The 26,864-nt window shown below is 66.6% G+C and carries 18 protein-coding genes; 16 read left to right on the top strand and 2 right to left on the bottom strand.

The features are described from left to right. Positions 1–70 precede the first annotated feature (70 nt). Complete coding sequence (rpoB, locus tag ABZ016_RS05810; RefSeq protein ID WP_356915277.1) at positions 71–3,556, top strand: DNA-directed RNA polymerase subunit beta; 3,486 nt, start codon at positions 71–73, stop codon at positions 3,554–3,556. Positions 3,557–3,650: 94 nt separating this feature from the next. After that, positions 3,651–7,562: a DNA-directed RNA polymerase subunit beta' gene (locus tag ABZ016_RS05805; protein WP_356915276.1), complete on the top strand. Its 3,912-nt coding sequence runs from the start codon at positions 3,651–3,653 to the stop codon at positions 7,560–7,562. A 128-nt stretch (positions 7,563–7,690) separates the two neighbouring features. Here ABZ016_RS05805 and ABZ016_RS05800 read toward each other — a convergent pair whose 3' ends face one another. Further along, complete coding sequence (locus ABZ016_RS05800) at positions 7,691–9,241, bottom strand: MFS transporter (protein WP_356915275.1); 1,551 nt, start codon at positions 9,239–9,241, stop codon at positions 7,691–7,693. A 285-nt stretch (positions 9,242–9,526) separates the two neighbouring features. On the opposite strand from ABZ016_RS05800, the gene ABZ016_RS05795 reads away from it, so the two are divergent. From ABZ016_RS05795 to ABZ016_RS05770, 6 genes are all read left to right on the top strand, one after another. Next, a complete protein-coding gene (locus ABZ016_RS05795; RefSeq protein ID WP_356915274.1) occupies positions 9,527–10,051 on the top strand; it encodes a DUF1707 and DUF4190 domain-containing protein in 525 nt (174 codons plus the stop codon). A 321-nt stretch (positions 10,052–10,372) separates the two neighbouring features. Continuing rightward, positions 10,373–10,744 (top strand): 30S ribosomal protein S12, encoded by a 372-nt coding sequence (gene rpsL, locus ABZ016_RS05790; RefSeq protein WP_003948652.1) that lies wholly within the window; start codon positions 10,373–10,375, stop codon positions 10,742–10,744. A gap of 2 nt (positions 10,745–10,746) precedes the next feature. Continuing rightward, positions 10,747–11,217, top strand: coding sequence for a 30S ribosomal protein S7 (gene rpsG, locus ABZ016_RS05785; RefSeq protein WP_003998848.1), 471 nt, complete (start codon positions 10,747–10,749; stop codon positions 11,215–11,217). A gap of 39 nt (positions 11,218–11,256) precedes the next feature. After that, complete coding sequence (gene fusA, locus ABZ016_RS05780) at positions 11,257–13,383, top strand: elongation factor G (RefSeq protein ID WP_356915273.1); 2,127 nt, start codon at positions 11,257–11,259, stop codon at positions 13,381–13,383. A 156-nt stretch (positions 13,384–13,539) separates the two neighbouring features. Next, positions 13,540–14,733, top strand: a complete 1,194-nt coding sequence (tuf, locus tag ABZ016_RS05775; RefSeq protein ID WP_356915272.1) for an elongation factor Tu — start codon at positions 13,540–13,542, stop codon at positions 14,731–14,733. A 173-nt stretch (positions 14,734–14,906) separates the two neighbouring features. Then, positions 14,907–15,548, top strand: a complete 642-nt coding sequence (locus ABZ016_RS05770) for a hypothetical protein (protein WP_356915271.1) — start codon at positions 14,907–14,909, stop codon at positions 15,546–15,548. Between the two features lie 26 nt (positions 15,549–15,574). Here the strand turns inward: ABZ016_RS05770 and ABZ016_RS05765 are convergent, their stop codons facing one another. Further along, on the bottom strand, positions 15,575–16,594 hold the full coding sequence (locus tag ABZ016_RS05765; RefSeq protein ID WP_356915270.1) for a hypothetical protein: 1,020 nt from the start codon (positions 16,592–16,594) through the stop codon (positions 15,575–15,577). Between the two features lie 612 nt (positions 16,595–17,206). Here ABZ016_RS05765 and ABZ016_RS05760 point away from each other — a divergent pair. From ABZ016_RS05760 to rplC, 8 genes are all read left to right on the top strand, one after another. Beyond that, positions 17,207–17,530: a hypothetical protein gene (locus ABZ016_RS05760; RefSeq protein ID WP_356915269.1), complete on the top strand. Its 324-nt coding sequence runs from the start codon at positions 17,207–17,209 to the stop codon at positions 17,528–17,530. Between the two features lie 53 nt (positions 17,531–17,583). Then, the gene (locus ABZ016_RS05755; RefSeq protein ID WP_356915268.1) at positions 17,584–18,231 is read left to right on the top strand and encodes a hypothetical protein; all 648 of its coding nucleotides are present in this window, start codon (positions 17,584–17,586) and stop codon (positions 18,229–18,231) included. A 3-nt stretch (positions 18,232–18,234) separates the two neighbouring features. Then, positions 18,235–18,612: a hypothetical protein gene (locus tag ABZ016_RS05750; protein ID WP_356915267.1), complete on the top strand. Its 378-nt coding sequence runs from the start codon at positions 18,235–18,237 to the stop codon at positions 18,610–18,612. A gap of 208 nt (positions 18,613–18,820) precedes the next feature. Beyond that, positions 18,821–23,407 (top strand): RHS repeat-associated core domain-containing protein, encoded by a 4,587-nt coding sequence (locus tag ABZ016_RS05745; protein ID WP_356915266.1) that lies wholly within the window; start codon positions 18,821–18,823, stop codon positions 23,405–23,407. Positions 23,408–23,435: 28 nt separating this feature from the next. Then, positions 23,436–23,867: an SMI1/KNR4 family protein gene (locus ABZ016_RS05740; RefSeq protein ID WP_356915265.1), complete on the top strand. Its 432-nt coding sequence runs from the start codon at positions 23,436–23,438 to the stop codon at positions 23,865–23,867. An 18-nt stretch (positions 23,868–23,885) separates the two neighbouring features. Beyond that, a complete protein-coding gene (locus tag ABZ016_RS05735) occupies positions 23,886–25,478 on the top strand; it encodes an SUKH-3 domain-containing protein (protein ID WP_356915264.1) in 1,593 nt (530 codons plus the stop codon). A gap of 414 nt (positions 25,479–25,892) precedes the next feature. Next, positions 25,893–26,201: a 30S ribosomal protein S10 gene (gene rpsJ / locus ABZ016_RS05730; protein ID WP_003948644.1), complete on the top strand. Its 309-nt coding sequence runs from the start codon at positions 25,893–25,895 to the stop codon at positions 26,199–26,201. A 17-nt stretch (positions 26,202–26,218) separates the two neighbouring features. Then, a complete protein-coding gene (rplC, locus tag ABZ016_RS05725; RefSeq protein WP_356915263.1) occupies positions 26,219–26,863 on the top strand; it encodes a 50S ribosomal protein L3 in 645 nt (214 codons plus the stop codon). Position 26,864 lies beyond the last annotated feature (1 nt).

Raw genomic sequence — 26,864 nt, 5'->3', positions numbered from 1 at the left:
GCTTGTCTCCGTGTACGGGAGAGGGGCCGGTACGCGCGTAGTGAGTCCGAGCCCTCGGAAGGACCCCCTCTTGGCCGCCTCGCGCAACGCCTCGACCGCGAATACGAACAACGCCGCCAGCACTGCCCCGCTGCGCATCTCTTTTGCAAAGATCAAGGAGCCTCTCGAGGTTCCGAACCTGCTCGCGCTGCAGACCGAGAGCTTCGACTGGCTGCTCGGTAACACCGCCTGGCAGAGTCGGGTCGAGGAGGCTCTGGACAACGGTCAGGACGTCCCCACCAAGTCCGGGCTCGAGGAGATCTTCGAGGAGATCTCCCCGATCGAGGACTTCAGCGGGTCGATGTCGCTGACCTTCCGTGACCACCGCTTCGAGCCGCCGAAGAACTCGATCGACGAGTGCAAGGAGCGCGACTTCACGTACGCGGCCCCGCTCTTCGTCACCGCCGAGTTCACCAACAACGAGACCGGCGAGATCAAGTCCCAGACCGTCTTCATGGGCGACTTCCCGCTCATGACGAACAAGGGCACCTTCGTCATCAACGGCACCGAGCGTGTCGTGGTGTCGCAGCTGGTCCGTTCCCCCGGTGTCTACTTCGACTCCTCCATCGACAAGACGTCCGACAAGGACATCTTCTCCGCCAAGATCATCCCGTCCCGGGGTGCCTGGCTGGAGATGGAGATCGACAAGCGCGACATGGTCGGTGTCCGCATCGACCGCAAGCGCAAGCAGTCCGTCACCGTCCTGCTCAAGGCGCTCGGCTGGACCACCGAGCAGATCCTCGAGGAGTTCGGCGAGTACGAGTCCATGCGCGCCACCCTGGAGAAGGACCACACCCAGGGCCAGGACGACGCGCTGCTCGACATCTACCGCAAGCTGCGTCCGGGCGAGCCCCCCACGCGTGAGGCCGCGCAGACGCTGCTCGAGAACCTCTACTTCAACCCCAAGCGCTACGACCTGGCCAAGGTCGGCCGCTACAAGGTCAACAAGAAGCTGGGTGCGGACGCTCCGCTGGACGCGGGCATCCTGACCGTCGAGGACGTCATCTCGACGATCAAGTACCTGGTGAAGCTGCACGCCGGCGAGACCGAGACGGTCGGTGACAGCGGTACCTCGATCGTCGTCGAGACCGACGACATCGACCACTTCGGCAACCGTCGTCTGCGCAGCGTCGGCGAGCTCATCCAGAACCAGGTCCGCACGGGTCTGGCTCGTATGGAGCGCGTCGTCCGTGAGCGCATGACGACCCAGGACGTCGAGGCGATCACGCCGCAGACCCTGATCAACATCCGGCCGGTCGTCGCCTCCATCAAGGAGTTCTTCGGCACCAGCCAGCTGTCCCAGTTCATGGACCAGAACAACCCGCTGTCCGGGCTGACGCACAAGCGGCGTCTCTCCGCGCTCGGCCCGGGTGGTCTGTCCCGTGAGCGGGCCGGCTTCGAGGTCCGTGACGTGCACCCCTCGCACTACGGCCGCATGTGCCCGATCGAGACGCCCGAAGGCCCGAACATCGGTCTGATCGGCTCGCTCGCCTCCTACGGCCGGGTCAACGCGTTCGGTTTCGTCGAGACCCCGTACCGCAAGGTGTTCGAGGGCCAGGTCACCGACGAGGTCGACTACCTGACCGCCGACGAGGAAGACCGCTTCGTCATCGCGCAGGCCAACGCGCCGCTCACCGACGACCTCCGCTTCGCCGAGGCCCGCGTGCTGGTCCGCCGCAAGGGCGGCGAGGTCGACTACGTCGGTGGCGAGGACGTGGACTACATGGACGTCTCGCCGCGCCAGATGGTGTCGGTCGCGACCGCCATGATCCCCTTCCTCGAGCACGACGACGCCAACCGTGCCCTCATGGGCGCGAACATGATGCGTCAGGCCGTGCCGCTGATTAAGTCCGAGGCCCCGCTCGTCGGCACCGGCATGGAGTACCGCTCCGCGGTCGACGCCGGCGACGTGGTCAAGGCCGAGAAGCCCGGTGTGGTCCAGGAGGTCTCCGCGGACTACATCACCACCGCCAACGACGACGGCACGTACATCACGTACCGGCTGGCCAAGTTCGCCCGCTCCAACCAGGGCACCTCGGTCAACCAGAAGGTCATCGTCAGCGAGGGCGACCGGATCATCGAGGGCCAGGTCCTCGCCGACGGTCCGGCCACCCAGCAGGGTGAGATGGCGCTCGGCAAGAACCTGCTCGTGGCGTTCATGCCGTGGGAGGGTCACAACTACGAGGACGCGATCATCCTGTCGCAGCGCCTCGTGCAGGACGACGTCCTCTCCTCGATCCACATCGAGGAGCACGAGGTCGACGCCCGTGACACCAAGCTCGGCCCCGAGGAGATCACCCGGGACATCCCGAACGTCTCCGAGGAGGTCCTCGCCGACCTCGACGAGCGCGGCATCATCCGTATCGGTGCCGAGGTCATCGCCGGTGACATCCTCGTCGGCAAGGTCACGCCCAAGGGCGAGACCGAGCTGACGCCCGAGGAGCGCCTGCTCCGCGCGATCTTCGGTGAGAAGGCCCGTGAGGTCCGTGACACCTCGCTGAAGGTGCCGCACGGCGAGACCGGCAAGGTCATCGGCGTGCGCGTCTTCGACCGCGAGGAGGGCGACGAGCTTCCCCCGGGCGTGAACCAGCTGGTCCGCGTCTACGTCGCGCAGAAGCGCAAGATCACCGACGGTGACAAGCTCGCCGGCCGTCACGGCAACAAGGGCGTCATCTCGAAGATCCTGCCGATCGAGGACATGCCGTTCCTGGAGGACGGCACCCCGGTCGACATCATCCTCAACCCGCTCGGTGTGCCGTCCCGAATGAACCCGGGTCAGGTTCTGGAGATCCACCTCGGCTGGCTCGCCAGCCAGGGCTGGGACGTCTCCGGTCTCGCCGACGAGTGGGCGCAGCGCCTGCAGGCCATCGACGCCGACCAGGTCCCGCCGCGGACCAACGTCGCGACGCCGGTCTTCGACGGTGCCCGCGAGGACGAGCTGGCCGGCCTGCTCAACCACACCATCCCGAACCGCGACGGCGAGCGCATGGTGCTCCCGTCCGGCAAGGCCCGGCTGTTCGACGGCCGCTCCGGCGAGCCGTTCCCGGACCCGATCTCGGTCGGGTACATGTACATCCTCAAGCTGCACCACCTGGTCGACGACAAGCTGCACGCCCGTTCGACCGGTCCGTACTCGATGATCACCCAGCAGCCGCTGGGTGGTAAGGCCCAGTTCGGTGGCCAGCGGTTCGGCGAGATGGAGGTGTGGGCACTCGAGGCGTACGGCGCCGCCTACGCCCTCCAGGAGCTGCTGACCATCAAGTCCGACGACGTGACCGGCCGCGTGAAGGTCTACGAGGCCATCGTCAAGGGCGAGAACATCCCTGAGCCCGGCATCCCCGAGTCCTTCAAGGTGCTCATCAAGGAGATGCAGTCCCTGTGCCTCAACGTGGAGGTGCTGTCCTCGGACGGCATGTCCATCGAGATGCGCGACACCGACGAGGACGTCTTCCGCGCTGCGGAGGAGCTTGGCATCGACCTGTCGCGGCGTGAGCCGAGCAGCGTCGAAGAGGTCTGACGGGAGTTCGGCGGCCTTCGTCATGAAGGCCGCCGGCCCCAGGACCCCCGTATCAGACCCCATGACTTACAACCCTGAGAGGGATTGACGCATAGTGCTCGACGTCAACTTCTTCGACGAGCTCCGGATCGGTCTGGCCACCGCTGACGACATCCGTCAGTGGAGCCACGGCGAGGTCAAGAAGCCCGAGACGATCAACTACCGCACGCTCAAGCCCGAAAAGGACGGACTCTTCTGCGAGAAGATCTTCGGTCCGACCCGGGACTGGGAGTGCTACTGCGGCAAGTACAAGCGCGTTCGCTTCAAGGGCATCATCTGTGAGCGCTGCGGCGTCGAGGTGACCCGCGCCAAGGTGCGCCGTGAGCGGATGGGCCACATCGAGCTGGCCGCGCCCGTCACGCACATCTGGTACTTCAAGGGTGTCCCGAGCCGTCTGGGCTACCTGCTCGACCTGGCTCCCAAGGACCTCGAGAAGGTCATCTACTTCGCGGCGTACATGATCACGTACGTCGACGAGGAGCGCCGTACGCGCGACCTGCCCTCGCTGGAGGCCCACGTCTCCGTCGAGCGCCAGCAGATCGAGCAGCGCCGCGACGCCGACCTGGAGGCCCGCGCCAAGAAGCTCGAGACCGACCTGGCCGAGCTGGAGGCCGAGGGCGCCAAGGCCGACGTGCGCCGCAAGGTGCGCGAGGGCGCCGAGCGCGAGATGAAGCAGCTGCGTGACCGTGCGCAGCGCGAGATCGACCGTCTCGACGAGGTGTGGAACCGCTTCAAGAACCTCAAGGTCCAGGACCTGGAGGGCGACGAGCTGCTCTACCGCGAGCTGCGTGACCGCTTCGGCACGTACTTCGACGGTTCGATGGGTGCCGCGGCGCTGCAGAAGCGCCTGGAGTCCTTCGACCTCGACGAGGAGGCCGAGAAGCTCCGCGAGATCATCCGTACCGGCAAGGGCCAGAAGAAGACCCGTGCGCTCAAGCGCCTGAAGGTCGTCTCCGCGTTCCTGCAGACCAGCAACAGCCCCAAGGGCATGGTGCTCGACTGCGTGCCGGTCATCCCGCCGGACCTCCGCCCGATGGTGCAGCTGGACGGTGGCCGCTTCGCGACCTCCGACCTGAACGACCTGTACCGCCGTGTGATCAACCGGAACAACCGTCTGAAGCGCCTTCTCGACCTCGGTGCGCCCGAGATCATCGTGAACAACGAGAAGCGCATGCTCCAGGAGGCCGTCGACGCCCTCTTCGACAACGGTCGTCGTGGTCGCCCGGTCACCGGTCCCGGTAACCGCCCGCTGAAGTCCCTCAGCGACATGCTGAAGGGTAAGCAGGGCCGCTTCCGTCAGAACCTGCTCGGTAAGCGTGTGGACTACTCCGCGCGTTCCGTGATCGTCGTCGGTCCGCAGCTGAAGCTGCACCAGTGCGGTCTGCCGAAGGCGATGGCGCTGGAGCTCTTCAAGCCGTTCGTGATGAAGCGCCTGGTCGACCTGAACCACGCGCAGAACATCAAGAGCGCCAAGCGCATGGTCGAGCGCGGCCGCACGGTCGTGTACGACGTGCTGGAAGAGGTCATCGCGGAGCACCCGGTTCTGCTGAACCGTGCGCCCACGCTGCACCGCCTCGGCATCCAGGCCTTCGAGCCGCAGCTGGTCGAGGGCAAGGCCATCCAGATCCACCCGCTCGTCTGCACCGCGTTCAACGCGGACTTCGACGGTGACCAGATGGCCGTGCACCTGCCGCTGTCCGCGGAGGCGCAGGCCGAGGCCCGCATCCTGATGCTGTCCTCGAACAACATCCTCAAGCCGGCCGACGGCCGCCCGGTGACGATGCCGACCCAGGACATGGTCCTCGGTCTGTTCTTCCTCACCACCGACGGCGAGATGCGCGACCTCAAGGGCGAGGGCCGTTCCTTCGCCTCGGTCGCCGAGGCGATCATGGCCTTCGACGCGGGCGAGCTGTCGCTCCAGTCGAAGATCGACGTCCGCTTCCCGGTCGGCACCATCCCGCCGCGCGGCTGGACCCCGCCGGCGCCCGAGCAGGGCGCCGAGGGCGACAGCGGCGAGTGGCAGCAGGGTGACCCGTTCCGGCTGAACACCACCCTGGGCCGCGCGCTCTTCAACGAGCTGCTGCCCGAGGACTACCCGTTCGTCGACTACGAGGTCGGCAAGAAGCAGCTCTCCGAGATCGTCAACGACCTCGCCGAGCGCTACCCGAAGGTCATCGTGGCGGCGACGCTCGACAACCTGAAGGCGGCCGGCTTCTTCTGGGCGACCCGTTCCGGCGTCACCGTGGCCATCTCCGACGTCGTCGTTCCCGAGGCGAAGAAGGAGATCGTCAAGGGCTACGAGGCGCAGGACGAGAAGGTCCAGAAGCAGTACGAGCGCGGTCTGATCACCAAGGACGAGCGCACGCAGGAGCTCATCGCGATCTGGACCAAGGCGACCAACGAGGTCGCCGAGGCGATGAACGACAACTTCCCGAAGACCAACCCGATCTTCATGATGGTGAACTCGGGTGCACGAGGCAACATGATGCAGATGCGTCAGATCGCCGGTATGCGTGGTCTGGTGTCGAACGCGAAGAACGAGACGATCCCGCGTCCGATCAAGGCGTCCTTCCGTGAGGGCCTGTCCGTGCTGGAGTACTTCATCTCCACGCACGGTGCCCGTAAGGGTCTGGCGGACACCGCTCTGCGTACCGCCGACTCGGGTTACCTCACGCGTCGTCTGGTCGACGTCTCCCAGGACGTCATCATTCGCGAGGAGGACTGCGGCACCGAGCGCGGTCTGCGTCTGAAGATCGCCGATCGGAACGCCGAGGGCGGTCTGGTCAAGACCGAGGACGTCGAGACGTCCGTGTACGCGCGCTGCCTCGCCGAGGACATCGTGGTCGACGGGCAGGTGCTGGCCCCGGCCGGCACCGACCTCGGCGACGTCCTCATCGAGGAGCTCGTGCAGCGCGGCGTCGAGGAGGTCAAGACCCGCTCGGTCCTGACCTGCGAGTCCGCCGTCGGCACCTGCGCCATGTGCTACGGCCGTTCGCTCGCCACCGGCAAGCTGGTCGACATCGGTGAGGCGGTCGGCATCATCGCCGCCCAGTCCATCGGTGAGCCCGGTACCCAGCTGACGATGCGTACCTTCCACACCGGTGGTGTGGCCGGTGACGACATCACCCAGGGTCTGCCGCGTGTCGTCGAGCTCTTCGAGGCCCGTACCCCGAAGGGTGTCGCCCCGATCTCCGAGGCCCAGGGCCGCGTGCGGATCGAGGAGACCGAGAAGACCAAGAAGATCGTCGTCACCCCGGACGACGGCAGCGACGAGACGGCGTTCCCGATCTCGAAGCGTGCCCGGCTCCTGGTCAGCGAGGGCGAGCACGTCGACGTGGGCCAGAAGCTCACCGTGGGTGCCACCAACCCGCACGACGTGCTGCGGATCCTGGGTCAGCGTGCCGTCCAGGTCCACCTGGTCGGCGAGGTCCAGAAGGTCTACAACTCGCAGGGTGTGTCGATCCACGACAAGCACATCGAGATCATCATCCGGCAGATGCTCCGCCGCGTGACGATCATCGAGTCCGGCGACGCCGAGCTGCTGCCCGGCGAGCTGGTCGAGCGCTCGAAGTTCGAGCACGAGAACCGTCGTGTGGTCCAGGAGGGCGGTCACCCGGCCTCCGGTCGTCCGCAGCTCATGGGTATCACCAAGGCCTCGCTGGCCACGGAGTCCTGGCTGTCTGCGGCGTCCTTCCAGGAGACGACGCGAGTCCTCACGGACGCGGCGATCAACGCCAAGTCCGACTCGCTCATCGGCCTCAAGGAGAACGTCATCATCGGTAAGCTCATCCCGGCCGGTACGGGTCTGTCCCGCTACCGCAACATCCGGGTCGAGCCGACCGAGGAGGCCAAGGCCGCGATGTACTCGGCCGTCGGCTACGACGACATCGACTACTCGCCGTTCGGCACGGGCTCCGGCCAGGCCGTTCCGCTGGAGGACTACGACTACGGTCCGTACAACCAGTAAGCGAGTCGCCTGAGTGAGAGGGCGGTCATCCTCCGGGGTGACCGCCCTTCGGCGTGTCAGCGCCGGCTCTGCAGGTGGGCTTGCAGATGGTGGAGCCGGGTGTGGACGTCAGCCCATGTTGCGCCGGATCACTCTGCCCCGGCTGGGTTCGCCGCTGACTCCTTGGCCGACGACAACTCCCGGCGCCGGAAGGTACCCGCGGCCAGAGTCAGCGGGACGATCAACAACACGAGCACCGCGACAGCGCCGAGCGCGGCCGGCAGGCTGGTCAGCTCGGAGACCCCGCCCACCATCGGAGGGCCGAGCAAGAACCCGCTGTAGGCAATGGTTGTCGCAAACGCGACCTCGCGCTCGCCACCGCCCCCATCGGCCCGTCGCCCGGCCGCGCCACTCAACTCCATGACGACGGGAGACGCGTACGCCAAACCGACACCGGCGACAGCGAAGCCGGCGAAGGTGAGCTCCGGTGAAGGCGTCATGACTGCGGTGGCCAGCCCCAGCCCACCGATCGCCGCACCCCCGATGAGCATCCGTGGCGCGCCCCAACGACGCTGGATCGCCTCACCGCACAAGCGGGTGCACGCCATGGTGATCGAGAAGCACGAGTAGATCAGAGCGCCGGTGGCCTCGCTGAGACCGCGCTCCTGGACACCGAACAGCGCCGACCAGTCCGCGGTCGCTCCTTCGGCTATTGAGGCACACAGTGCCACGCCGCCGAGCAGCCACAGCACCGGTCGTCTGAACGGTGCTCGCTCCGCGTGCTCGCTCCCTGCGGGCACCCTCAGTAGTTCCTCGACGGGAATCCGGCGGGCTATCCCGAAGGTGACGCCGCCGCAGATCACCGCGACGATGACAAAATGACGGCTCGGTGCCAGCCCTTGCCCGGCCGCGACCGCAGCGCCGATCGAACCGGCCAGCGTGCCGAAACTGAAGGCCGCGTGAAACAGCGGCATGATCGCCCGGCCGGTCCGCCTGATCGCTGTCACACCGGACACGTTCATCGCCACGTCCATCACGCCGACCATGGCGCCGAGTACGAACAGCAGCAGGCCGAGCATCGCGGGCGACCTCGTCAGCCCTAGAGCCGGCAGCATCGCGGACCCGGCAACGCCGGACACCGTCATCACGACGCGAGCACCGAACGCCGCGCACAGCCGACCGGCGAGAATCGAAGCGGCGATCATACCTACGCTGGCACCGAGCAGGGACAGCCCCAGCGCACCCTCGGCCGCACCGATCTGCGCGGCCAGCGCCGGCACCCGAGTGGCCCATGAGCCAAGCAGCGCACCGTTGAGAACGAAGGCACCGAGTACCGCGATGACTCCCGGGTCCCGGCCGCCGGCTCGGTCCGGACGGGGACCCGACATTGTCAGCTCCGTCCCGGCCCCGTCTTGGTCGAGCCACGATCGGCCCGGGTCGGTGGCACACCTGCGGAGATCTGCGTGAATCACGCGGATGGAACCGAGCGTAGGTGCGCTGGGACACCCGCCGGCTGCGATGGCAGGTTCGCGCCAAGAGATGGCTGATTCTGCCGTGGGTGCGGACCAGCGGTCGGTGCGGCGCTGCCGGTCGGTGGACAGGCTCAGCAGGTGCAGCGCCACGCGGGGGTTGTCCGCCACGGACGTGGTGAAGCGGCCCTGGTCGATGACGACCGCGTCGACCGGGTCCAGGGCCGTCACGGTCGCCGAGCGGTGGCGGCCGCTGAGTGCCGCGCTTTCCCGATGCGAGCACGGCGGCGCGATCCTCCCGCTCCAGCCGGGCGAGGAACGGGACGCCGTCGTCGCCCCACAGTCGTGCCTGCCCCCCCCCCGTCGTTCGCCCGAACACCCGCGTTCACCTGTGCCGATGCCTGGGCGAGAATCGGCCGCCTGGCTGAGGTGCGGTCCCTCGCCGAGGGCGTACCCGTGCCGGAAAGCCCGCTTCGGCGCATCATGGAAGGACTCCGGCTCCCGGGGAGGTGCTCCGTGTCGCAGCCGCCCTATCCGTCCTGGCAACCCTGGCAGGGCCACAGCGCCCCGTCGATGCTCGCCTCGCATGCCGACCGGGAGCGGGCCGTGGACGTGCTCAGAGCCGGGTACGGCGAGGGCCGGATGGAGCAGGACGAGTTCGAGAGGCGGGTGGCGCGGGCGTACGCGGCGCGGACCGTCGGGGAGCTGGGGCTGATCGTCGCCGATCTGCCGCAGGGGCCCGTACCGCAGTCGGCCTCATACCCGCCGCCCGTGCCGCGCACGTTCCTGCCCGTGCCGCGGCCGCAGACGAACGGGAAGGCGGTCGCGGCGGCGGTGTGCGGGCTGCTGTGCGTGCCGACGATGGGGGCGACCGGGATTCCGGCCGTCGTGCTGGGGCACGTGGCGCGCGGCGAGATCCGCAGCCGTGGGGAGCTGGGGGACGGGCTCGCGCTGACCGGGCTCGTGCTCGGGTGGTTGTCCACGGCCGCCTGGGCACTCGTACTGGTGTTGCTCACGGTGGTGTCCGTCGTAGCATCCTGAAGGTACGCAAAGGGGACACGCGCCGTCGAATTGAAGATCGACAACGGCCGGGGGGCTTGACATGTCCCGCATGGCGAGGTGGGCGGTGCCCATTTGTTTTGACCGCAGCGAATGCGATAGGTACGCTCAGACCTTGTGCCTGGGGTGTGCCCTGGCTCCCGTGCGTGCCATCAACCGCAAGGCGAGCTGATACCGGCCACCGCAATCTGCGCTTAATTCTGCCTGGCGGCGGGAGTCCGCGGGATTCGACACACCCGACCGCGTGGGTCGGCGACGTTCCAGGTTAGCTTCACCTATCGGCACACAGAAACCGGAGAAGTAGTGCCTACGATCCAGCAGCTGGTCCGTAAGGGCCGGCAGGACAAGGTCGAGAAGAACAAGACGCCCGCACTCGAGGGTTCCCCTCAGCGCCGGGGCGTCTGCACGCGTGTGTTCACGACCACCCCGAAGAAGCCGAACTCGGCCCTGCGTAAGGTCGCGCGTGTGCGTCTGACCAGCGGGATCGAGGTCACCGCTTACATTCCGGGTGAGGGGCACAACCTGCAGGAGCACTCCATCGTGCTCGTGCGCGGCGGCCGTGTGAAGGACCTGCCTGGTGTTCGCTACAAGATCATCCGCGGTTCGCTTGACACCCAGGGTGTGAAGAACCGCAAGCAGGCCCGCAGCCGCTACGGCGCCAAGAAGGAGAAGTAAGAATGCCTCGTAAGGGCCCCGCCCCGAAGCGCCCGGTCATCATCGACCCGGTCTACGGTTCTCCTCTGGTGACCTCCCTGATCAACAAGGTGCTGCTGAACGGCAAGCGCTCCACCGCCGAGCGCATCGTCTACGGCGCCATGGAGGGCCTGCGCGAGAAGACCGGCAACGACCCGGTCATCACGCTGAAGCGCGCTCTCGAGAACATCAAGCCGACCCTCGAGGTCAAGTCCCGCCGTGTCGGTGGCGCCACCTACCAGGTCCCGGTCGAGGTCAAGCCCGGCCGTGCCAACACCCTGGCGCTGCGCTGGCTGGTCGGTTACTCCCGCGCCCGTCGCGAGAAGACCATGACCGAGCGTCTCCTCAACGAGCTTCTCGATGCCTCGAACGGCCTCGGTGCGGCCGTGAAGAAGCGCGAGGACACCCACAAGATGGCCGAGTCCAACAAGGCCTTCGCGCACTACCGCTGGTAGTCGCTACCCACATCGAGACCGAGAGAAGACTGAAGCCTTATGGCTACCACTTCACTTGACCTGGCCAAGGTCCGCAACATCGGGATCATGGCCCACATCGACGCGGGCAAGACGACCACCACCGAGCGGATCCTGTTCTACACCGGCGTGTCGTACAAGATCGGTGAGGTCCACGACGGCGCCGCCACCATGGACTGGATGGAGCAGGAGCAGGAGCGTGGCATCACGATCACGTCTGCTGCGACCACCTGTCACTGGCCGCTCGAGGACAACGACTACACCATCAACATCATCGACACCCCGGGTCACGTCGACTTCACCGTCGAGGTGGAGCGCTCCCTGCGCGTGCTCGACGGTGCCGTGACGGTGTTCGACGGTGTCGCCGGCGTTGAGCCGCAGTCCGAGACCGTGTGGCGTCAGGCGGACCGCTACGGCGTTCCGCGGATCTGCTTCGTCAACAAGCTCGACCGCACCGGTGCCGAGTTCCACCGCTGCGTCGACATGATCTCCGACCGCCTGGGCGCGCAGCCGCTGGTCATGCAGCTGCCGATCGGCGCGGAGGCCGACTTCAAGGGCGTCATCGACCTCGTGACGATGAAGGCCCTGGTCTGGTCGGCCGAGGCGACCAAGGGCGAGATGTACGACACCGTCGACATCCCGGACACCCACGCCGAGGCTGCCGAGGAGTACCGCGGCAAGCTGCTCGAGGCCGTCGCCGAGAACGACGAAGAACTGATGGAGCTGTACCTGGAGGGCACCGAGCCCACCGTGGAGCAGCTCTACGCCGCGATCCGTCGCATCACCATCGCGTCCGGCAAGGGCGGCGGCACCACCGTCACCCCCGTGTTCTGCGGCACCGCGTTCAAGAACAAGGGCGTTCAGCCCCTGCTCGACGCGGTCGTGCGCTACCTGCCCACCCCGCTCGACGTCGAGGCCATCGAGGGCCACGACGTCAAGGACGCGGAGCAGGTCATCGTGCGCAAGCCGTCGGACGAGGAGCCCCTCGCCGCCCTCGCGTTCAAGATCATGAGCGACCCGCACCTCGGCAAGCTCACCTTCGTCCGCGTGTACTCCGGCCGCCTGCACTCCGGCACCGCCGTGCTGAACTCGGTGAAGGGCCGCAAGGAGCGCATCGGCAAGATCTACCGCATGCACGCCAACAAGCGTGAGGAGATCGAGTCGGTGGGCGCCGGCGACATCGTCGCCGTGATGGGCCTGAAGCAGACCACCACCGGTGAGACGCTCTCCGACGAGAAGAACCCGGTCATCCTGGAGTCCATGGACTTCCCGGCGCCGGTCATCGAGGTCGCCATCGAGCCCAAGTCGAAGGGCGACCAGGAGAAGCTCGGCGTCGCGATCCAGCGCCTGGCCGAGGAGGACCCCTCCTTCCAGGTGCACACCAACGAGGAGACCGGCCAGACCGTCATCGGCGGTATGGGCGAGCTTCACCTCGAGGTGCTCGTGGACCGCATGAAGCGCGAGTTCAAGGTCGAGGCCAACGTCGGCAAGCCGCAGGTCGCGTACCGCGAGACCATCCGCAAGGCGGTCGAGAAGGTCGAGTTCACCCACAAGAAGCAGACCGGTGGTACGGGCCAGTTCGCCCGCGTCATCATCGCGGTCGAGCCGATCGAGGGTGGCGACGCCTCCTACGAGTTCATCAACAAGGTGACCGGTGGCCGTGTGCCGAAGGAGTACATCCCTTCGGTGGACGCCGGTGCGCAGGAGGCCATGCAGTTCGGCATCCTCGCCGGTTACGAGATGACCGGTGTGCGCGTGACGCTGCTCGACGGTGCTTACCACGAGGTGGACTCCTCCGAGCTCGCGTTCAAGATCGCCGGTTCGCAGGCCTTCAAGGAGGCCGCGCGCAAGGCCAGCCCCGTGCTGCTCGAGCCGATGATGGCCGTTGAGGTCACCACGCCCGAGGACTACATGGGTGAGGTCATCGGCGACATCAACTCCCGCCGTGGTCAGATCCAGGCCATGGAGGAGCGGGCCGGTGCCCGCGTCGTGAAGGGCCTCGTGCCCCTGTCGGAGATGTTCGGCTACGTCGGAGACCTCCGCAGCAAGACGTCGGGTCGCGCAAGCTACTCGATGCAGTTCGACTCCTACGCCGAGGTTCCCCGGAACGTCGCCGAGGAGATCATCGCGAAGGCCAAGGGCGAGTAACGCACCGCGTCTACACGCCGTAGGCTTGACTCCGGAGCCTTGAGGGGCATTCCACCGCAATCATGGTGAGAGTGCCCCGGGGCCCGGGCTTTCCAGCAAAGATCACCTGGCGCCGATGAGTAAGGCGTACCAGAACCACTCCACAGGAGGACCCCAGTGGCGAAGGCGAAGTTCGAGCGGACTAAGCCGCACGTCAACATCGGCACCATCGGTCACATCGACCACGGTAAGACGACCCTCACGGCCGCCATTACCAAGGTGCTGCACGACGCGTACCCCGAGCTGAACGAGGCCTCGGCCTTCGACCAGATCGACAAGGCTCCCGAAGAGCGCCAGCGCGGTATCACCATCTCCATCGCGCACGTCGAGTACCAGACGGAGACGCGTCACTACGCCCACGTCGACTGCCCCGGTCACGCGGACTACATCAAGAACATGATCACGGGTGCGGCGCAGATGGACGGCGCCATCCTCGTGGTCGCCGCCACCGACGGCCCGATGCCGCAGACCAAGGAGCACGTGCTCCTGGCCCGCCAGGTCGGCGTTCCGTACATCGTCGTCGCCCTGAACAAGGCCGACATGGTGGACGACGAGGAGATCCTGGAGCTCGTCGAGCTCGAGGTCCGTGAGCTCCTCTCCGAGTACGAGTTCCCGGGCGACGACGTTCCGGTCGTCAAGGTCTCCGCTCTGAAGGCCCTTGAGGGCGACAAGGAGTGGGGCAACTCGGTTCTCGAGCTCATGAGCGCCGTCGACACCGCGATCCCGGAGCCGGAGCGCGACGTCGACAAGCCGTTCCTGATGCCGATCGAGGACGTCTTCACGATCACCGGTCGCGGTACGGTCGTCACCGGCCGTATCGAGCGCGGTGTCCTCAAGGTCAACGAGACCGTGGACATCATCGGTATCAAGCAGGAGAAGACCACCACCACGGTCACCGGCATCGAGATGTTCCGCAAGCTGCTCGACGAGGGCCAGGCCGGTGAGAACGTCGGTCTGCTGCTCCGCGGCATCAAGCGCGAGGACGTCGAGCGCGGCCAGGTCATCATCAAGCCGGGCTCGGTCACCCCGCACACCGAGTTCGAGGCGCAGGCCTACATCCTGTCCAAGGACGAGGGTGGCCGCCACACGCCGTTCTTCAACAACTACCGCCCGCAGTTCTACTTCCGTACGACGGACGTGACCGGCGTGGTGACCCTCCCCGAGGGCACCGAGATGGTCATGCCGGGTGACAACACCGAGATGAAGGTGGAGCTCATCCAGCCCGTCGCCATGGAGGAGGGCCTGAAGTTCGCCATCCGTGAGGGTGGCCGGACCGTGGGCGCCGGCCAGGTCACCAAGATCAACAAGTGAGTCTTCGGACAAGCTTGAGGGTCCACTGACCTGAGTGGCTCGAAGGGGCCCGTACGACTTCGGTCGTGCGGGCCCCTTTGCCGTGGGTCAGAATGCCCTTACTCGTGGGTGAGGACGGCGGTGCCGGGGGGTGCCGAGGCCGTTCGAACCAAGGGAAACCATGTGGGGGGATCATGAGTAAGAAGCACGTGCGGAAGATGCTGAGGCGGATGGCGAGCGGGGAACCCGTCGAGGTCGCGCCCGCCATCGCGACCCTGACGAAGCTCAGCCGACTCGCCTTCATCGCCCAGCAGCTCGGTTATGAGTACGCCGACATACGCCAGGGCGGCGGGCCGCAGGGCAACGGGTACGTGATGCTGATCGTGCCCGACCCGAGCCCCGAGGCCCGCGCACGGGCCGAGCGGAACCGGGCGGCATACCCGAACGCGAGCGACGGGGGCGCGCTGCCGCCCCTCGACCCCGAAGCGGTCGAGATCCTCAAGGCCCGCATCAGCTTCGACATCACCGCCAGGCACACCGACAGGCAACGGATCCTGCTCACAGCCGTCGGCGCCGTTCCGCTGGCCCTGACCATCGGGTTCGGGATCGGTGACACGGGGGTCACGGCCGTCGCCATCGCTGCCGGCGTCTGGGCCGCGGTGATGGCGCTCATACCTGTCGGGCTCACCGTCAACCGGCGCTACAGAGCCAAGTACGAGGCCCTTCTGCGGGCCGCCGGGTTCACACCGGTGACCGACTCCACCGGGCGGATGCGCTATGTGCCGCCGGGCGGGCAGCTGCCTGGGCACGGCAATCCGTTCGCCGCGGGGGCGTGACGTCGACGGTGTGTCGGAGAGTTGGATCACTGCATGTTCTGCACGTGCGGGTGGTCGGGTGACGCTCGGCAGACATAGAGCTGCATGCTGTAGCTCCGGCCGATCTCCAGCTGTGTGTCGCGAGCCGGGCCGAGGAAGTGATAGCCGTCGTAGCCCGCGTCCTCGATCGGCCGCCAGCTGCCGCTCCCGCCGTCCCACTCCGTGCCGTCGAGGGTGAGCAGAGGGCGGACCCCCGCACCGCACTCGGGGCAGGACATGGGGAACGGATCGGAGAAGCTCCAGGGGGCGTGACCGCCGGCCTTGCTGCCCGGGGCGACCGCGAGATCGTACTGGTAGCAGACTCCCGCCTCTCCCTCCTCGGCCTCCTCCTCGTTCCGCTCCTCCCACGCGCTGATCCGCTCGGCGAGCTCCTCGGGCAGCTCGTGCGGTGCCGGGTACTCGGTGACCGGCTCGGGGTGCAGGACGCAGGGTTCGGGCAGGTAGCCGGCGTTGCCGATGACGGACGGTTGCGGGGCGGTGGCGAGTGGGGTCCCCACATCGGCCGCGGTACGCCAGCGCAGCTCGGTGTACGGCAGGTAGTCCGGGTCGTGGTCGAACGGACACCACAGCACCTGCAGCAGATCGGCACCGTCGGGGCAGGGCAGGCCCGGGACGTCGGAGGCGTACAGCTGGGCGACGGGCACCAGCGGGACGGGCCCGTCCTGCGCTATGCGGGTCTTCTCGGTCGCCCGGCCCACGACCACCCGCTCCTCGTCGGTCAGCAGTTCCTCTCCCTCCGCGCGTGGCCGAGCCCAGGCTTCCGCGAGGATCCGCCGCCGCAGCCGGACGCCGACCGGGTCGAGCCCGCGGTGCCAGGGACCGGAGTGCTCGGGGCAGCCGGGCCATGGTTCACCGGCCGGCCACAGCAGGGGCCCGCCGATCGAACTGTCAGTCGCGGTCGGCGCACCGGCCCGGGGATGCAGCCGCACGGCGGTGCGGGCGAGTGGGGCGAGCTCGGGGTAGAGGGTCGTGACGTCGAGGGGGCGGGGTGGGGTGGTGCGGGTCATGGGCGCAGGGTACGGGGCTGCACTGACACGTCCGGGACTTCAAGCACACGCAGGGCCCGGCTGGCTCTCTTGCCCACCTTCTGGACCGCATTCGTATCCGCAGTCTCGAAACCGGAGCATCCCGGCCACTGACCAGGGCTCAGCCCTGGCCGCCCCTGGCCCATCCGCTCCACTCCGTCCGCTACCCCTCTCCGTCGCCCACCGCCCGCTCTCGCTGCCGAGCCCACCCGGCGCGCACGACGGCTACAGCGGTGACGGTACGCACGAGGGATCCTCCGGGGGCAGGTGGGTGAGTGTGGTGCCCCCACGCTGTCCGGGAGGAGGCCCCTCTGACCATCCAGTCCGCAGGTGTGTTGAGGTGTGGGCACCCCCGAGGGGCTTGTCCGGCCCCGTGCCCGGTCACACTGGACCATGCCTTCAGAGCCCACCCCCGCCGCATTCGACCTTGACCTCGACGCAATCGAGGCACACTGTGAACCGACCACACCGGACGCCGAGTTCACGACGATGGCCAGACAGGCGGTACCGCAGCTTGTGGCGGAGGTCAGGCGCCTGCGCTGGCTCCTGGAGTACGGGGCTTGCCCTACGGCCGGCACGACAGGCACGGAGTTCGTGTTGCCGTTGAACGAGGAGATGCTCGCGTACTTCCGCGAGATGGCCGATGTACTGGTGGAGCACTGTGCCATCTCCCGTGCGGAGGCGGTCGCGAGGATCAACGCGACGTACGGGGCTGGGGAATGGGCCGCTTGGGGTGTGGACATCATGGGACACGAGCTGCCGTCCTACTGGGCGTACGGCACTTACTACGGCCCGGATCCCCGGGGCCGCGTTCCGGTCGGGGACCCGGCCGCGGACGCGGACATCGACTTCAGCACACAGCCCGTATGCCCCGCACCGCCGAAGGACTCACCGTTCTGGACGCTGGAGGAGTGGTGACACGATGAGCGCACGAGTGATCGTGTGATCGAGAGAACAGGGAGGCCGGCGTCATGGCCCGCTACATGGAGACCCTGACCGTCGAGCGAGGCGGTTTCCGGATCAAGGTGCCGGAGACCTGGTGGGAGTTCGACGTACGGCCGGAGTCGCGGGACGACTCGATCCGCCGGATGGTGAACGAACGGGTGCGACAGCGCCCCGAGTTGGAGCCGCATCGGGACACCTACGTCGACTTCCTCCAGAAGGCCGCAGCGGATGCCTGGAAGTCGGGAGCGATGTACTGCGGCTGCATGGCGGAGAACTTCGGCGGCGACACCCCGATCACCGGCTCGGTCACCGTCTCCCTGGTCGGCGGCCGCAACGAGCGCGGCGAGCCCCTGTCGAACGCCCCTTCCGTCATCGCGAGCCAGCTCGCCGTGAAGGAAGCGAAGCGTGAGGGCGACTCGTGGCGCAAGGTCACGACGGTCGACATCCCCGGCGTCGGCCCGGCCGCCCGCACCCACGGCATCGAGGACATCGAGGTCCCCGGCGACACCCTCAACCGCACCGTCCGAGCCGTCCTGATGCAGACGTACATCCCGGTCCCGGACCAGGAGGGCAAGGTCGCCTTGGTCGCCGGCAGCAGCCAGGTCCTCGACCTCGCGGACTCCTTCTTCGACATCTTCGACGCGATCACGTCTACGTTCCGGTTCACGGGCTGATCGATGTCCCGGACATGGGACTGGGAGAACGGGCAGAGTCTGCTGGGGCTCGATGACCCCGAAGAATGGGACGCCGCCCTCGGGCGTGGTGAGGCGGGTCTCGGGACAGCAGTGATCGGACTGACATTCCACTGCACGCTGGCGGAGGTGTCTCCGCGGATCGTGAGGGCGATGCGGTTGCCGGACGCCGGTCAGCGCGGGTTCGCCTTCACAGCGGCGGGGCACGCGGCCCGCCTCAACGGGGAGTTGACCCCGGAGCTGTACGCGGCCCTGCGCGCCGAAGGCCCCGGCGGTTTCGCCGAGAACGCCATCGGGGGACACGCTCACTTTCGTGCCGTTCCGGAAGCTTCCGCCATGGTTCAAGTGGCGGTGGGCGTATGAGGCGGTGCGGAACAAGCTGGAAGCCTGGTGGCTGCGGTCCATGTATGCCGTCGAGGATGCCTGGCGGGCCGTGCGCGGACGCGGCTCCTGACGCCGATCTCCGCAGCTCATGCTCTGAGCCCGGGCTTTCCGCCGAACGGCTGTGCCTTGTAAGTTCGCGTGTGCGTACGGTTGTTGCTGTATATGTGGGCGTGACGGGGGTTGCGGTATGGCGGGGCACAGGCCTGCGGACTGGCATGTCCTGGACTTGGACAAGGATCCGACGCCTGGTGATCCTCAGCGGGTGCGCACGCTCGCGAAGACTCTGCACGATTTCGCCGACGACGTGTCCGACGCGCTGCGTCTGGTCAAGGGCATGGCAGGTGAGGGCACGCTCCTGGAGTGGGCGGGCAAGTCGGCTGACGTCTTCAAGGAGGACTTCGCGGATGTCCCGAAGAACCTCAAGAAGCTGAAGAAGTCCTACGAGATGTGCGGGGACGCGCTGGCGGACTTCTGGCCGAAGCTGGAGCGGGCGCAGTCGCTGGCGGACAAGGCCCTGCGCAAGGGCCGTGAGGCCCGCGACAGCCTCTCCTCCGCCCAGTCTCGCCTTACCTCGGCCGACTCGTGGGTCACGCGGGCCGGTAAGGAGGCGGACAAGTACAAGGACGACCCGACCGGCAGCAAGTCGGACGGGGACAAGCCGGATGAGGCGAAGGTGCGCGCGGCGACCCGTGACGTCCAGCACGCCAAGTCGGCTCAGTCCAAGGCTCAGTCGGACGTCTCCGACGCCCAGGACGCCCTGGCCGCCGCCAAGAAGATGGCCGCGGACGCGCGCAAGATGCGTGACGACGCGGCGCGTGAGGCGAAGTCGAAGATCGACGAGGCGTCCGACGCCGGCATCCAGAACCGGTCGTGGTGGGAAGAGGTCGGCGACTGGTTCACCGACAACTGGGACACCATCGTCGCCGTGTGCAAGGTCGTCGTGGCGGTCGTCGGCATCGTCGCGATGATCATCGGCGGTCCGATCCTGGGCGCGATCGTGCTGATCGCGGCGGCGGTGGTGCTTGCCGACACGCTCTACAAATACAGCAAGGGGCAGGCGTCCCTATGGGATGTGGGACTGGCCGCGCTGGACTGCATCCCAGGTATGAAGGGCCTGACCACCCTCGGTGGCCTCGCCAAGGGTCTCAAAGCGCTCGGCAGGGGCGGCCTCAAAGGCATGGCCCTGGGCGTCAAGGGACTGGGGAGGAGTGCCAGGGGCCTGGTCGGGGATGGCGCCAAGGGGGCTTACAACCGTCTGAAGACCAAGATCTTCGGATGTGGTGACCCTGTCGACATAGCAACGGGCGCGATGTATCTGCAGCAGACGGATGTCGAGCTGCCCGGCCTGCTGCCTCTCGTGTTCACACGCCGTGGCTCCTCCAACTACCGCTGCGGATGGTGGTTCGGTCCGACCTGGGCCTCCACGCTGGACCAGCGACTGGAGGTGTCCGACGACAGCGCCGTCTTCGTCACCGAGGACGGCATGCTGCTCACCTATGAAACCCCTTCCACCACCGGCGCTCCTTCCTATCCGGAGCAGGGACCTCGCTGGCCGCTCACCCTCCTCGACGACGGCGGCTTCCAGATCCAGGATCACGACACGGGACACACACGGACCTTTGCACCCGCGGTACGAGGTCTGGCACTGGTACGCGAGATATCCGACCGGAACGGCGCCTCCATCACGTTCGACTACGATCCGGACGGCACACCGCTCGCCATGCGGCACTCCGGTGGGTATCACCTGACGTTCACGGTGGCCGACGACAGGGTTCGTGCGCTGTACCTGCGTGGGGCCGGCGAGGGCGGAGCCGACGTCACCGTCAAGCGCTTCCTCTACACGGACGGTCGGCTCACTGAAGTCGTCGGATCCGCCGGTGTCCCGCTGAGGCTGACCTATGACGATCAACACCGGATCACGGAGTGGACCGATACCAACGGCAGTTCGTACCGCTACACATACGACGAGCGAGGTCGTTGTACGGCGCAGGGCGGTGAAGCCGGCCATGTCTCCTTCACCTTCGACTACGACGGCATCGACGGCGACCGACCAGGTCATCGGGTCACGACGGTAACGAGTGCCGCCGGCGCTTCGAGCCGCTACGTCATCAACGTCGACTCACAAGTGGTAACCGACTTCGACCCTCTCGGCGGCCAGCGGACAAGGACGTACGACAGCAACCACCACCTCCTGTCGCACACCGATGCACTGGGCAGGACCACGCGGGTCGAGTACGACAGTAAAGGCCGTTGCGCGGCGGTCGTGCGCCCTGACGGCGCTCGCACCGAGTACACGTACAACGCACTCGGCCTAGCCGTTATGGTCACTTTGCCCGACCACACGTCTGTCCGGAGTTCCTACGATGAGAAGGGGAACCGCACAGCGGTCATAGACCCCGATGGTGCCACGATTCGGTATGCGTATTCGGCGGCCGGGCACCTGCGTGGGTTTACGGACGCCCTTGGGCACACGACCAGGATCCGCACGGACAAGGCGGGACTACCCGTCGAAATCACCGATCCGCTCGGCGGTGTGGTCCGTCACGAACGCGACGCGTTCGGACGCACTGTCCGGTTGACGGACCAGATGGGTCATGTCACCAGTCTCGAATGGTCCGTTGAGGGATGGCTGACCCGGCAGACGGACGCCGATGGCACAGAAACATGGGAGTACGACGGTGAGGGAAATTGCCTCCGCCACGAGGACACCGCCGGCCATGTGACCACCTACGAATACACACACTTCGACCTGCTGGCCGCCCGGACGGATTCAGCAGGGGCGCGGTTCACCTACTCATACGATGCGGACCTGCGCCTCAGGCAGGTGACCGCTCCCACAGGCGATACGTGGCAGTACGTCTATGACGCCGCTGGTCGAATGGTGTCGGAGACGGACTTCGACGGTGTGGCCACCCGGTATGCCTATGACCTTGCTGGGCAGCTCATCGCGCGCACAAACTTCATGGGCCAGACCATTCACATGGAACACGACGTTCTGGGCCGCATGCTCAGCAAATCCCTGAACGGAAAGACCACGAGCTTCCGATACGACCTGGGCGGCCGCCTCACTGAGGCGATGAGCCCGGAGGTCACGGTCACCATGACCCGGGACGAGACGGGGCGGATTCTCACCGAAACGACCAATGGTCGTCGTTTGACTCACACCTACGACCTGGCCGGGCGTCGGCGAAGCCGCATCACCCCCAGCGGTGCCGTCAGTAACTGGAGCTACGACTCGGCGGGCAGCGCCGTCGAGCTCGTCAGCTCAGGAAACACCATGAGCTTCGACCGAGACGGCCTGGGACAGGAACTGGCACGCCGATTCGGCGACCGCACTGTTTTGGCCAACACGTACGACCCGCTGGGACGCAGGACCACCCAATCCCTGGTTCACGACGGGCACACGAGAGGTCGGCGTCACTACAGCTACCGGTCCGATGGACACCTCAACGGCGTCGAGGATCTGGCCGGGGCGCACAGCGTCTACGAGATGGACCCGACGGGGCGCGTGACTGCGGTAGATGGCCCGCAGGGCATGGAACGCTATGGCTACGACGTACAGGGAAACCAGACGCACGCGTCTTGGCCGGCCGTGTTCCCCGGGCAGGAAGCGGTAGGCGATCGCAGGTATCGGGGGTTGCGTCTGGAAAAGGCCGGCGGTGTGCGTTACGAGTACGACGCACAAGGACGCATCACGCTCCGGCAGAAGACAAGGCTGTCGCGCAGGCCGGACACCTGGCGTTACGAGTGGGATGCTGAGGACCGTCTGACGGCAGTCACAACTCCCGATGGCACCCGCTGGACATATCTCTACGATCCGCTCGGGCGTCGTATCGCCAAGCAACGGCACACCGCGGACGGTGCAGGCGTCGCGGAGCGCACCGACTTCGTGTGGGACGGCACCACGCTGTGCGAGCAGAAGACGTGGTCCGTCGACCAGCCGCAGGCAGTCGTCTTGACGTGGGACCACCAAGGGCGACACCCCATAGCGCAGACCGAACGCATACTGGATGCGGATGCCGGCCAACATGAAATCGATCAGCGATTCTTCGGCATCGTGACCGATCTCATCGGCACCCCCACCGAACTCGTGGACGAGGAAGGCGAGATAGCTTGGCTCGCGCGGGCAACGCTATGGGGTGCCACCACCTGGAGTCGCACTGCGCGCGCTTACACCCCGGTGCGTTTCCCTGGTCAGTACTTCGACCTAGAAACTGGTCTTCACTACAACGTCTTCCGCTACTACGACCCCGAAACCGCTCGTTATCTCAGTAGTGATCCTCTGGGCCTGGCTGCGAGCCCAAACCCCACCATCTATGTCCACAATCCGTTGACGTGGTCGGATCCGCTGGGGCTCACTCCTTGCGAGGACGCTGCCCGACAGGCCGCAGCCCGAAACGAGACAGTGCTGGGGCCGAACGTGCCCGCGCGAACCGAAGCGTCAGTCGGAAGTGCCGCAAGTCACAACTACAAAAAGACATTCTTCGAGGCGCATCCCGGGCTCAAGGGGAAGGTTGTAGTCCATCACGCCATCGAGCAGCAGGTGCTCAAGCGATACCCTGGCCTGTTTTCGGCGGACGAAATGCACTCCTTGGAGAATTTGCGGGGAATACCGAAGGGTGACATCAATAGCAGGGTTCATCTGAGTCAGATCCGTGTCGAGTGGAACAGATTTTATGAGACGAACCCGAACCCGACTAGGCAGGAAGTGCTGGATCAGGTGACTCGGGTCGATGATATGCTCGGGAACTGGTTTAGCCCGCGCATCCGGTAGTCGTGCACGGAAAGATTGGTCCGAATATATGTGGCGTGAGATTCTGGAAGCATTCCCGTCGGCGGAACTTCGGGACCCTGTTGATCCCAGCGCCCTCGATCGAATCGAAGGAGCTCTCGGTCAGTCGCTTCCTGGCGATCTCAGGTCGTTTTTGCTTGAGAGTGACGGGCTGTCCGACGAGTACGGTTCCGACGTCGTATGGTCCGCAGAGCGGATTCTGGGTGACAATCTCTCGTTTCGCGGCGATGAACAGTACCGTTCGCTGTACATGCCCTTCGATTCCCTAATCTTCTTTGGCGATAATGGCGGTGGCGATCAGTTCGCTTTCGTGCGGTTGCCGGAGCGTAACGAGGTCTTTGTCTGGGACCATGAGACGGATAGCAGGACCCTCGTGGCTCCGACTCTCGAAAGCTATGTGCGCCGCGCGCTCGAGAGTGATGGCGAGGACTGGTACCGGTAGTTGTGCGGGGCGGCCAGAGTGAACAACACCGGTGCGCGTGACTGGTCTTCACTGACCGAAGAAGTGCTGCGGCGCGCTGGTTGGCGGCCAGGTCGTTCGGTGTCGACGGACACCTGGGAGACCATCCTCGGTGAGCGGGGCTCTTTCGTGGCCCACGATGCCGCACGCCGGTTCCTCTCCGAGTTCGGCGGGCTGGTGACCTACGGCTGGCCTGCCGATTCGATCACCACGTCTTCCGCCATCCGGTTCGATCCCCTCCGTGCCCAGTGGCAGGACGAGCGGTTCACGGAGGCGAGTCGAGCAGGCGGGGCCCTCCTCTACCCCGTAGGCACGGCGGACGAGGGCGCCAGTTTCCTGGGGATCACCGAGGACGGAGCTCTTCACCTCCTGAGGGACCGAGCTGAGCTGCTCGCCCCGACCACTGACCAGGCGCTGGCCCGCCTGATCGAGGCGCAGAGCACCCAGTCCGCCCTCTGGGTGCCGGGCGGCCCAGCGCCCGAGCACCCCTTCTGGAGGCGACTGCACACCGTGGAAACCGGCCCGGACGCCGGGCCGCGCTGGTCCGAGGAGACGGACCGGGTGCTGCGGGCGGGCGGCTGGTTCCCGGGCCGGGCGGTCCCGACGGATACCTGGGAAAGCATCCTTCTCCAGACCGGCGGGTTCGAGATGCACGACGCGGCACGGCGCTTCCTGGCTGAGTTCGGCGCCGTGGGCGTGCCCTACCGCGAGCCGTGGGACTCGATGCCGTGGATGCAGTTCTCGCTGGACCCGCTGCTTGCGTTCTGGGACGCGGAGATCATCGACGACCTCGCCGAGCAGGCGGGTGTCGATCTCTACCCCATCGGTATGCGCGACCGCGGGAACCAGCACCTGGCCATGGCGGAGGACGGCTCGGTCTACGCCGGCATGGACAGCGTCTGGCTGCTGGCTCCCACACCCGACGAGGCCCTGCAGAAGCTCACGAGCAGAATCCAGCCGACGGCTACCTATTCATCGACGGCTGGTAGGAGAGGCGGCAGGGCGTGGGGCGCGACCTCACGGACCGACGTCGGGTCGACGATGCCGGTCGTGCGCATGCGCCGCGCAATCCACACCAGTAGGAGGACTCCCATGGATCTCACCGGTCACTCGACTGACTACGTGGTCGACGCGTCGTTCCCCGAGAGCATGCGCCGTTTCGTTCGACTCGGCCGGCAGCGGTGGCCAGGGCTTTTCCTGTACGGGCACCCGCTCCCGCCCGGCGCCCCGGCCGAGTGGCGGTTGCCCGAACCGGAGGACGACGGCCTCTCGGGCATCGTCACGTTCAGCTCCGGCCGGGAGATGGAGGATTTCTGGGAGGAGCAGGGCTACGCCCTGGATGCCGAGGGGCAAGGGCCGTACGCCGTCTTCTACCGTCATCACGCGCAGCCTCTGCACGCGACGACGGTTTCCGGGGTTCATGCTTCCTCCCCGGAGGACGCGGCAGCCGTCGAGGGGACGGGGCTCCTGCTGTCCCAGTACTACGTCGTCAGCATCGTCACCCCGGAGGACCCGGGCACGGACCCGTTCTCCAGGAGTGTCGTCCACGACTTCCTGGCGTCCTTCGGCGGTCCTACGGCCGTCCCGGTTTGACCTACGTCACCCCCGGGGTATTCTCTCCGGCTCGATTGGCGTAGCCGCCGCCCCATATGGCAGACTGTCCGAGTTGCTCGGTCGAGTGTTGATGCTGCGCGCCTCCCGCCGGGGGGACCGGAAGCGAGTCCCACAGTACTCGTCGCCCTAACTGCCACACGGCAGCACTGGGGCGGACGTACGGGAATCTTCCGGGAAGTGTCGGCGCGGCACCGGCCAGGCACCCGGTGGGCTTTCGCCCCCGGCTCGCGGTTCCGGCAGGGCCGTGTGCAATCCCGCAGGGATGTTCGAACAAGGGACATCCGTGTCAGCGAGAGTGCGACACGCCCGACCGCGTGGGTCGGAGGAACAGGAAGCAGCAGAAGGAATCCGCCGGGTTCCAGAGCGTAAGAGAGACAGGACTACTGAGTAGCCATGGCGGGACAGAAGATCCGCATCCGGCTCAAGGCCTACGACCACGAGGTCATCGACTCCTCGGCGAAGAAGATCGTCGAGACGGTGACCCGCACTGGTGCGTCGGTCGCGGGCCCGGTGCCGCTGCCCACTGAGAAGAACGTGTACTGCGTCATCAAGTCGCCGCACAAGTACAAGGACTCGCGCGAGCACTTCGAGATGCGCACGCACAAGCGCCTGATCGACATCCTCGACCCGACCCCCAAGACCGTTGACTCTCTGATGCGACTCGACCTCCCGGCCGGTGTCGACATCGAGATCAAGCTCTGAGGCCGGTGATCTGAGAGATGGCTAAGCAGATCAAGGGCATCCTGGGCGAGAAGCTCGGCATGACGCAGGTGTGGGACGCGAACAACCGCGTCGTCCCGGTCACCGTCGTCAAGGCCGGACCCAACGTCGTCACCCAGGTCCGCACGAACGATGTCGACGGCTACGAGTCCGTCCAGATCGCCTTCGGCGAGATCGACCCGCGCAAGGTGAACAAGCCCCTCAAGGGCCACTTCACCAAGGCCGACGTCACTCCCCGTCGTCACCTCGTCGAGATCCGCACCGCGGACGCCTCCGAGTACACGCTGGGCCAGGAGATCACCGCTGAGGTGTTCGAGGCCGGCGTGAAGGTCGACGTGACCGGCAAGAGCAAGGGCAAGGGCTTCGCCGGTGTCATGAAGCGCCACAACTTCCGTGGTCTCGGCGCCGGACACGGCACCCAGCGCAAGCACCGCTCTCCCGGTTCCATCGGTGGCTGCGCCACCCCGGGCCGTGTGTTCAAGGGCCTCCGCATGGCGGGTCGCATGGGCAACGAGCGGGTCACCACCCAGAACCTGACCGTCCACGCCGTTGACGCGGAGAAGGGTCTGCTGCTCATCAAGGGCGCGGTTCCCGGTCCGAACGGCGGCCTCGTCCTGGTCCGCACCGCGGCCAAGGGGGCCTGAG

It is taken from the genome of Streptomyces sp. NPDC006372, assembly GCF_040612515.1.
Classification (GTDB): domain Bacteria; phylum Actinomycetota; class Actinomycetes; order Streptomycetales; family Streptomycetaceae; genus Streptomyces.
This window is presented reverse-complemented; position numbering and strand designations above follow the sequence as displayed.

What these genes read in the sequence shown, in the direction of transcription:
- ABZ016_RS05755 (WP_356915268.1), top strand. Translation starts at nt 17,584, where the DNA reads ATGGCCCGCTACATGGAGACCCTGACCGTCGAGCGAGGCGGTTTCCGG.
- ABZ016_RS05745 (WP_356915266.1), top strand. Translation starts at nt 18,821, where the DNA reads ATGGCGGGGCACAGGCCTGCGGACTGGCATGTCCTGGACTTGGACAAG.
- fusA (WP_356915273.1), top strand. Translation starts at nt 11,257, where the DNA reads ATGGCTACCACTTCACTTGACCTGGCCAAGGTCCGCAACATCGGGATC.
- ABZ016_RS05770 (WP_356915271.1), top strand. Translation starts at nt 14,907, where the DNA reads ATGAGTAAGAAGCACGTGCGGAAGATGCTGAGGCGGATGGCGAGCGGG.
- rpsJ (WP_003948644.1), top strand. Translation starts at nt 25,893, where the DNA reads ATGGCGGGACAGAAGATCCGCATCCGGCTCAAGGCCTACGACCACGAG.
- rpsG (WP_003998848.1), top strand. Translation starts at nt 10,747, where the DNA reads ATGCCTCGTAAGGGCCCCGCCCCGAAGCGCCCGGTCATCATCGACCCG.
- ABZ016_RS05750 (WP_356915267.1), top strand. Translation starts at nt 18,235, where the DNA reads ATGTCCCGGACATGGGACTGGGAGAACGGGCAGAGTCTGCTGGGGCTC.
- rplC (WP_356915263.1), top strand. Translation starts at nt 26,219, where the DNA reads ATGGCTAAGCAGATCAAGGGCATCCTGGGCGAGAAGCTCGGCATGACG.
- ABZ016_RS05765 (WP_356915270.1), bottom strand. Translation starts at nt 16,594, where the DNA reads ATGACCCGCACCACCCCACCCCGCCCCCTCGACGTCACGACCCTCTAC.
- ABZ016_RS05740 (WP_356915265.1), top strand. Translation starts at nt 23,436, where the DNA reads ATGTGGCGTGAGATTCTGGAAGCATTCCCGTCGGCGGAACTTCGGGAC.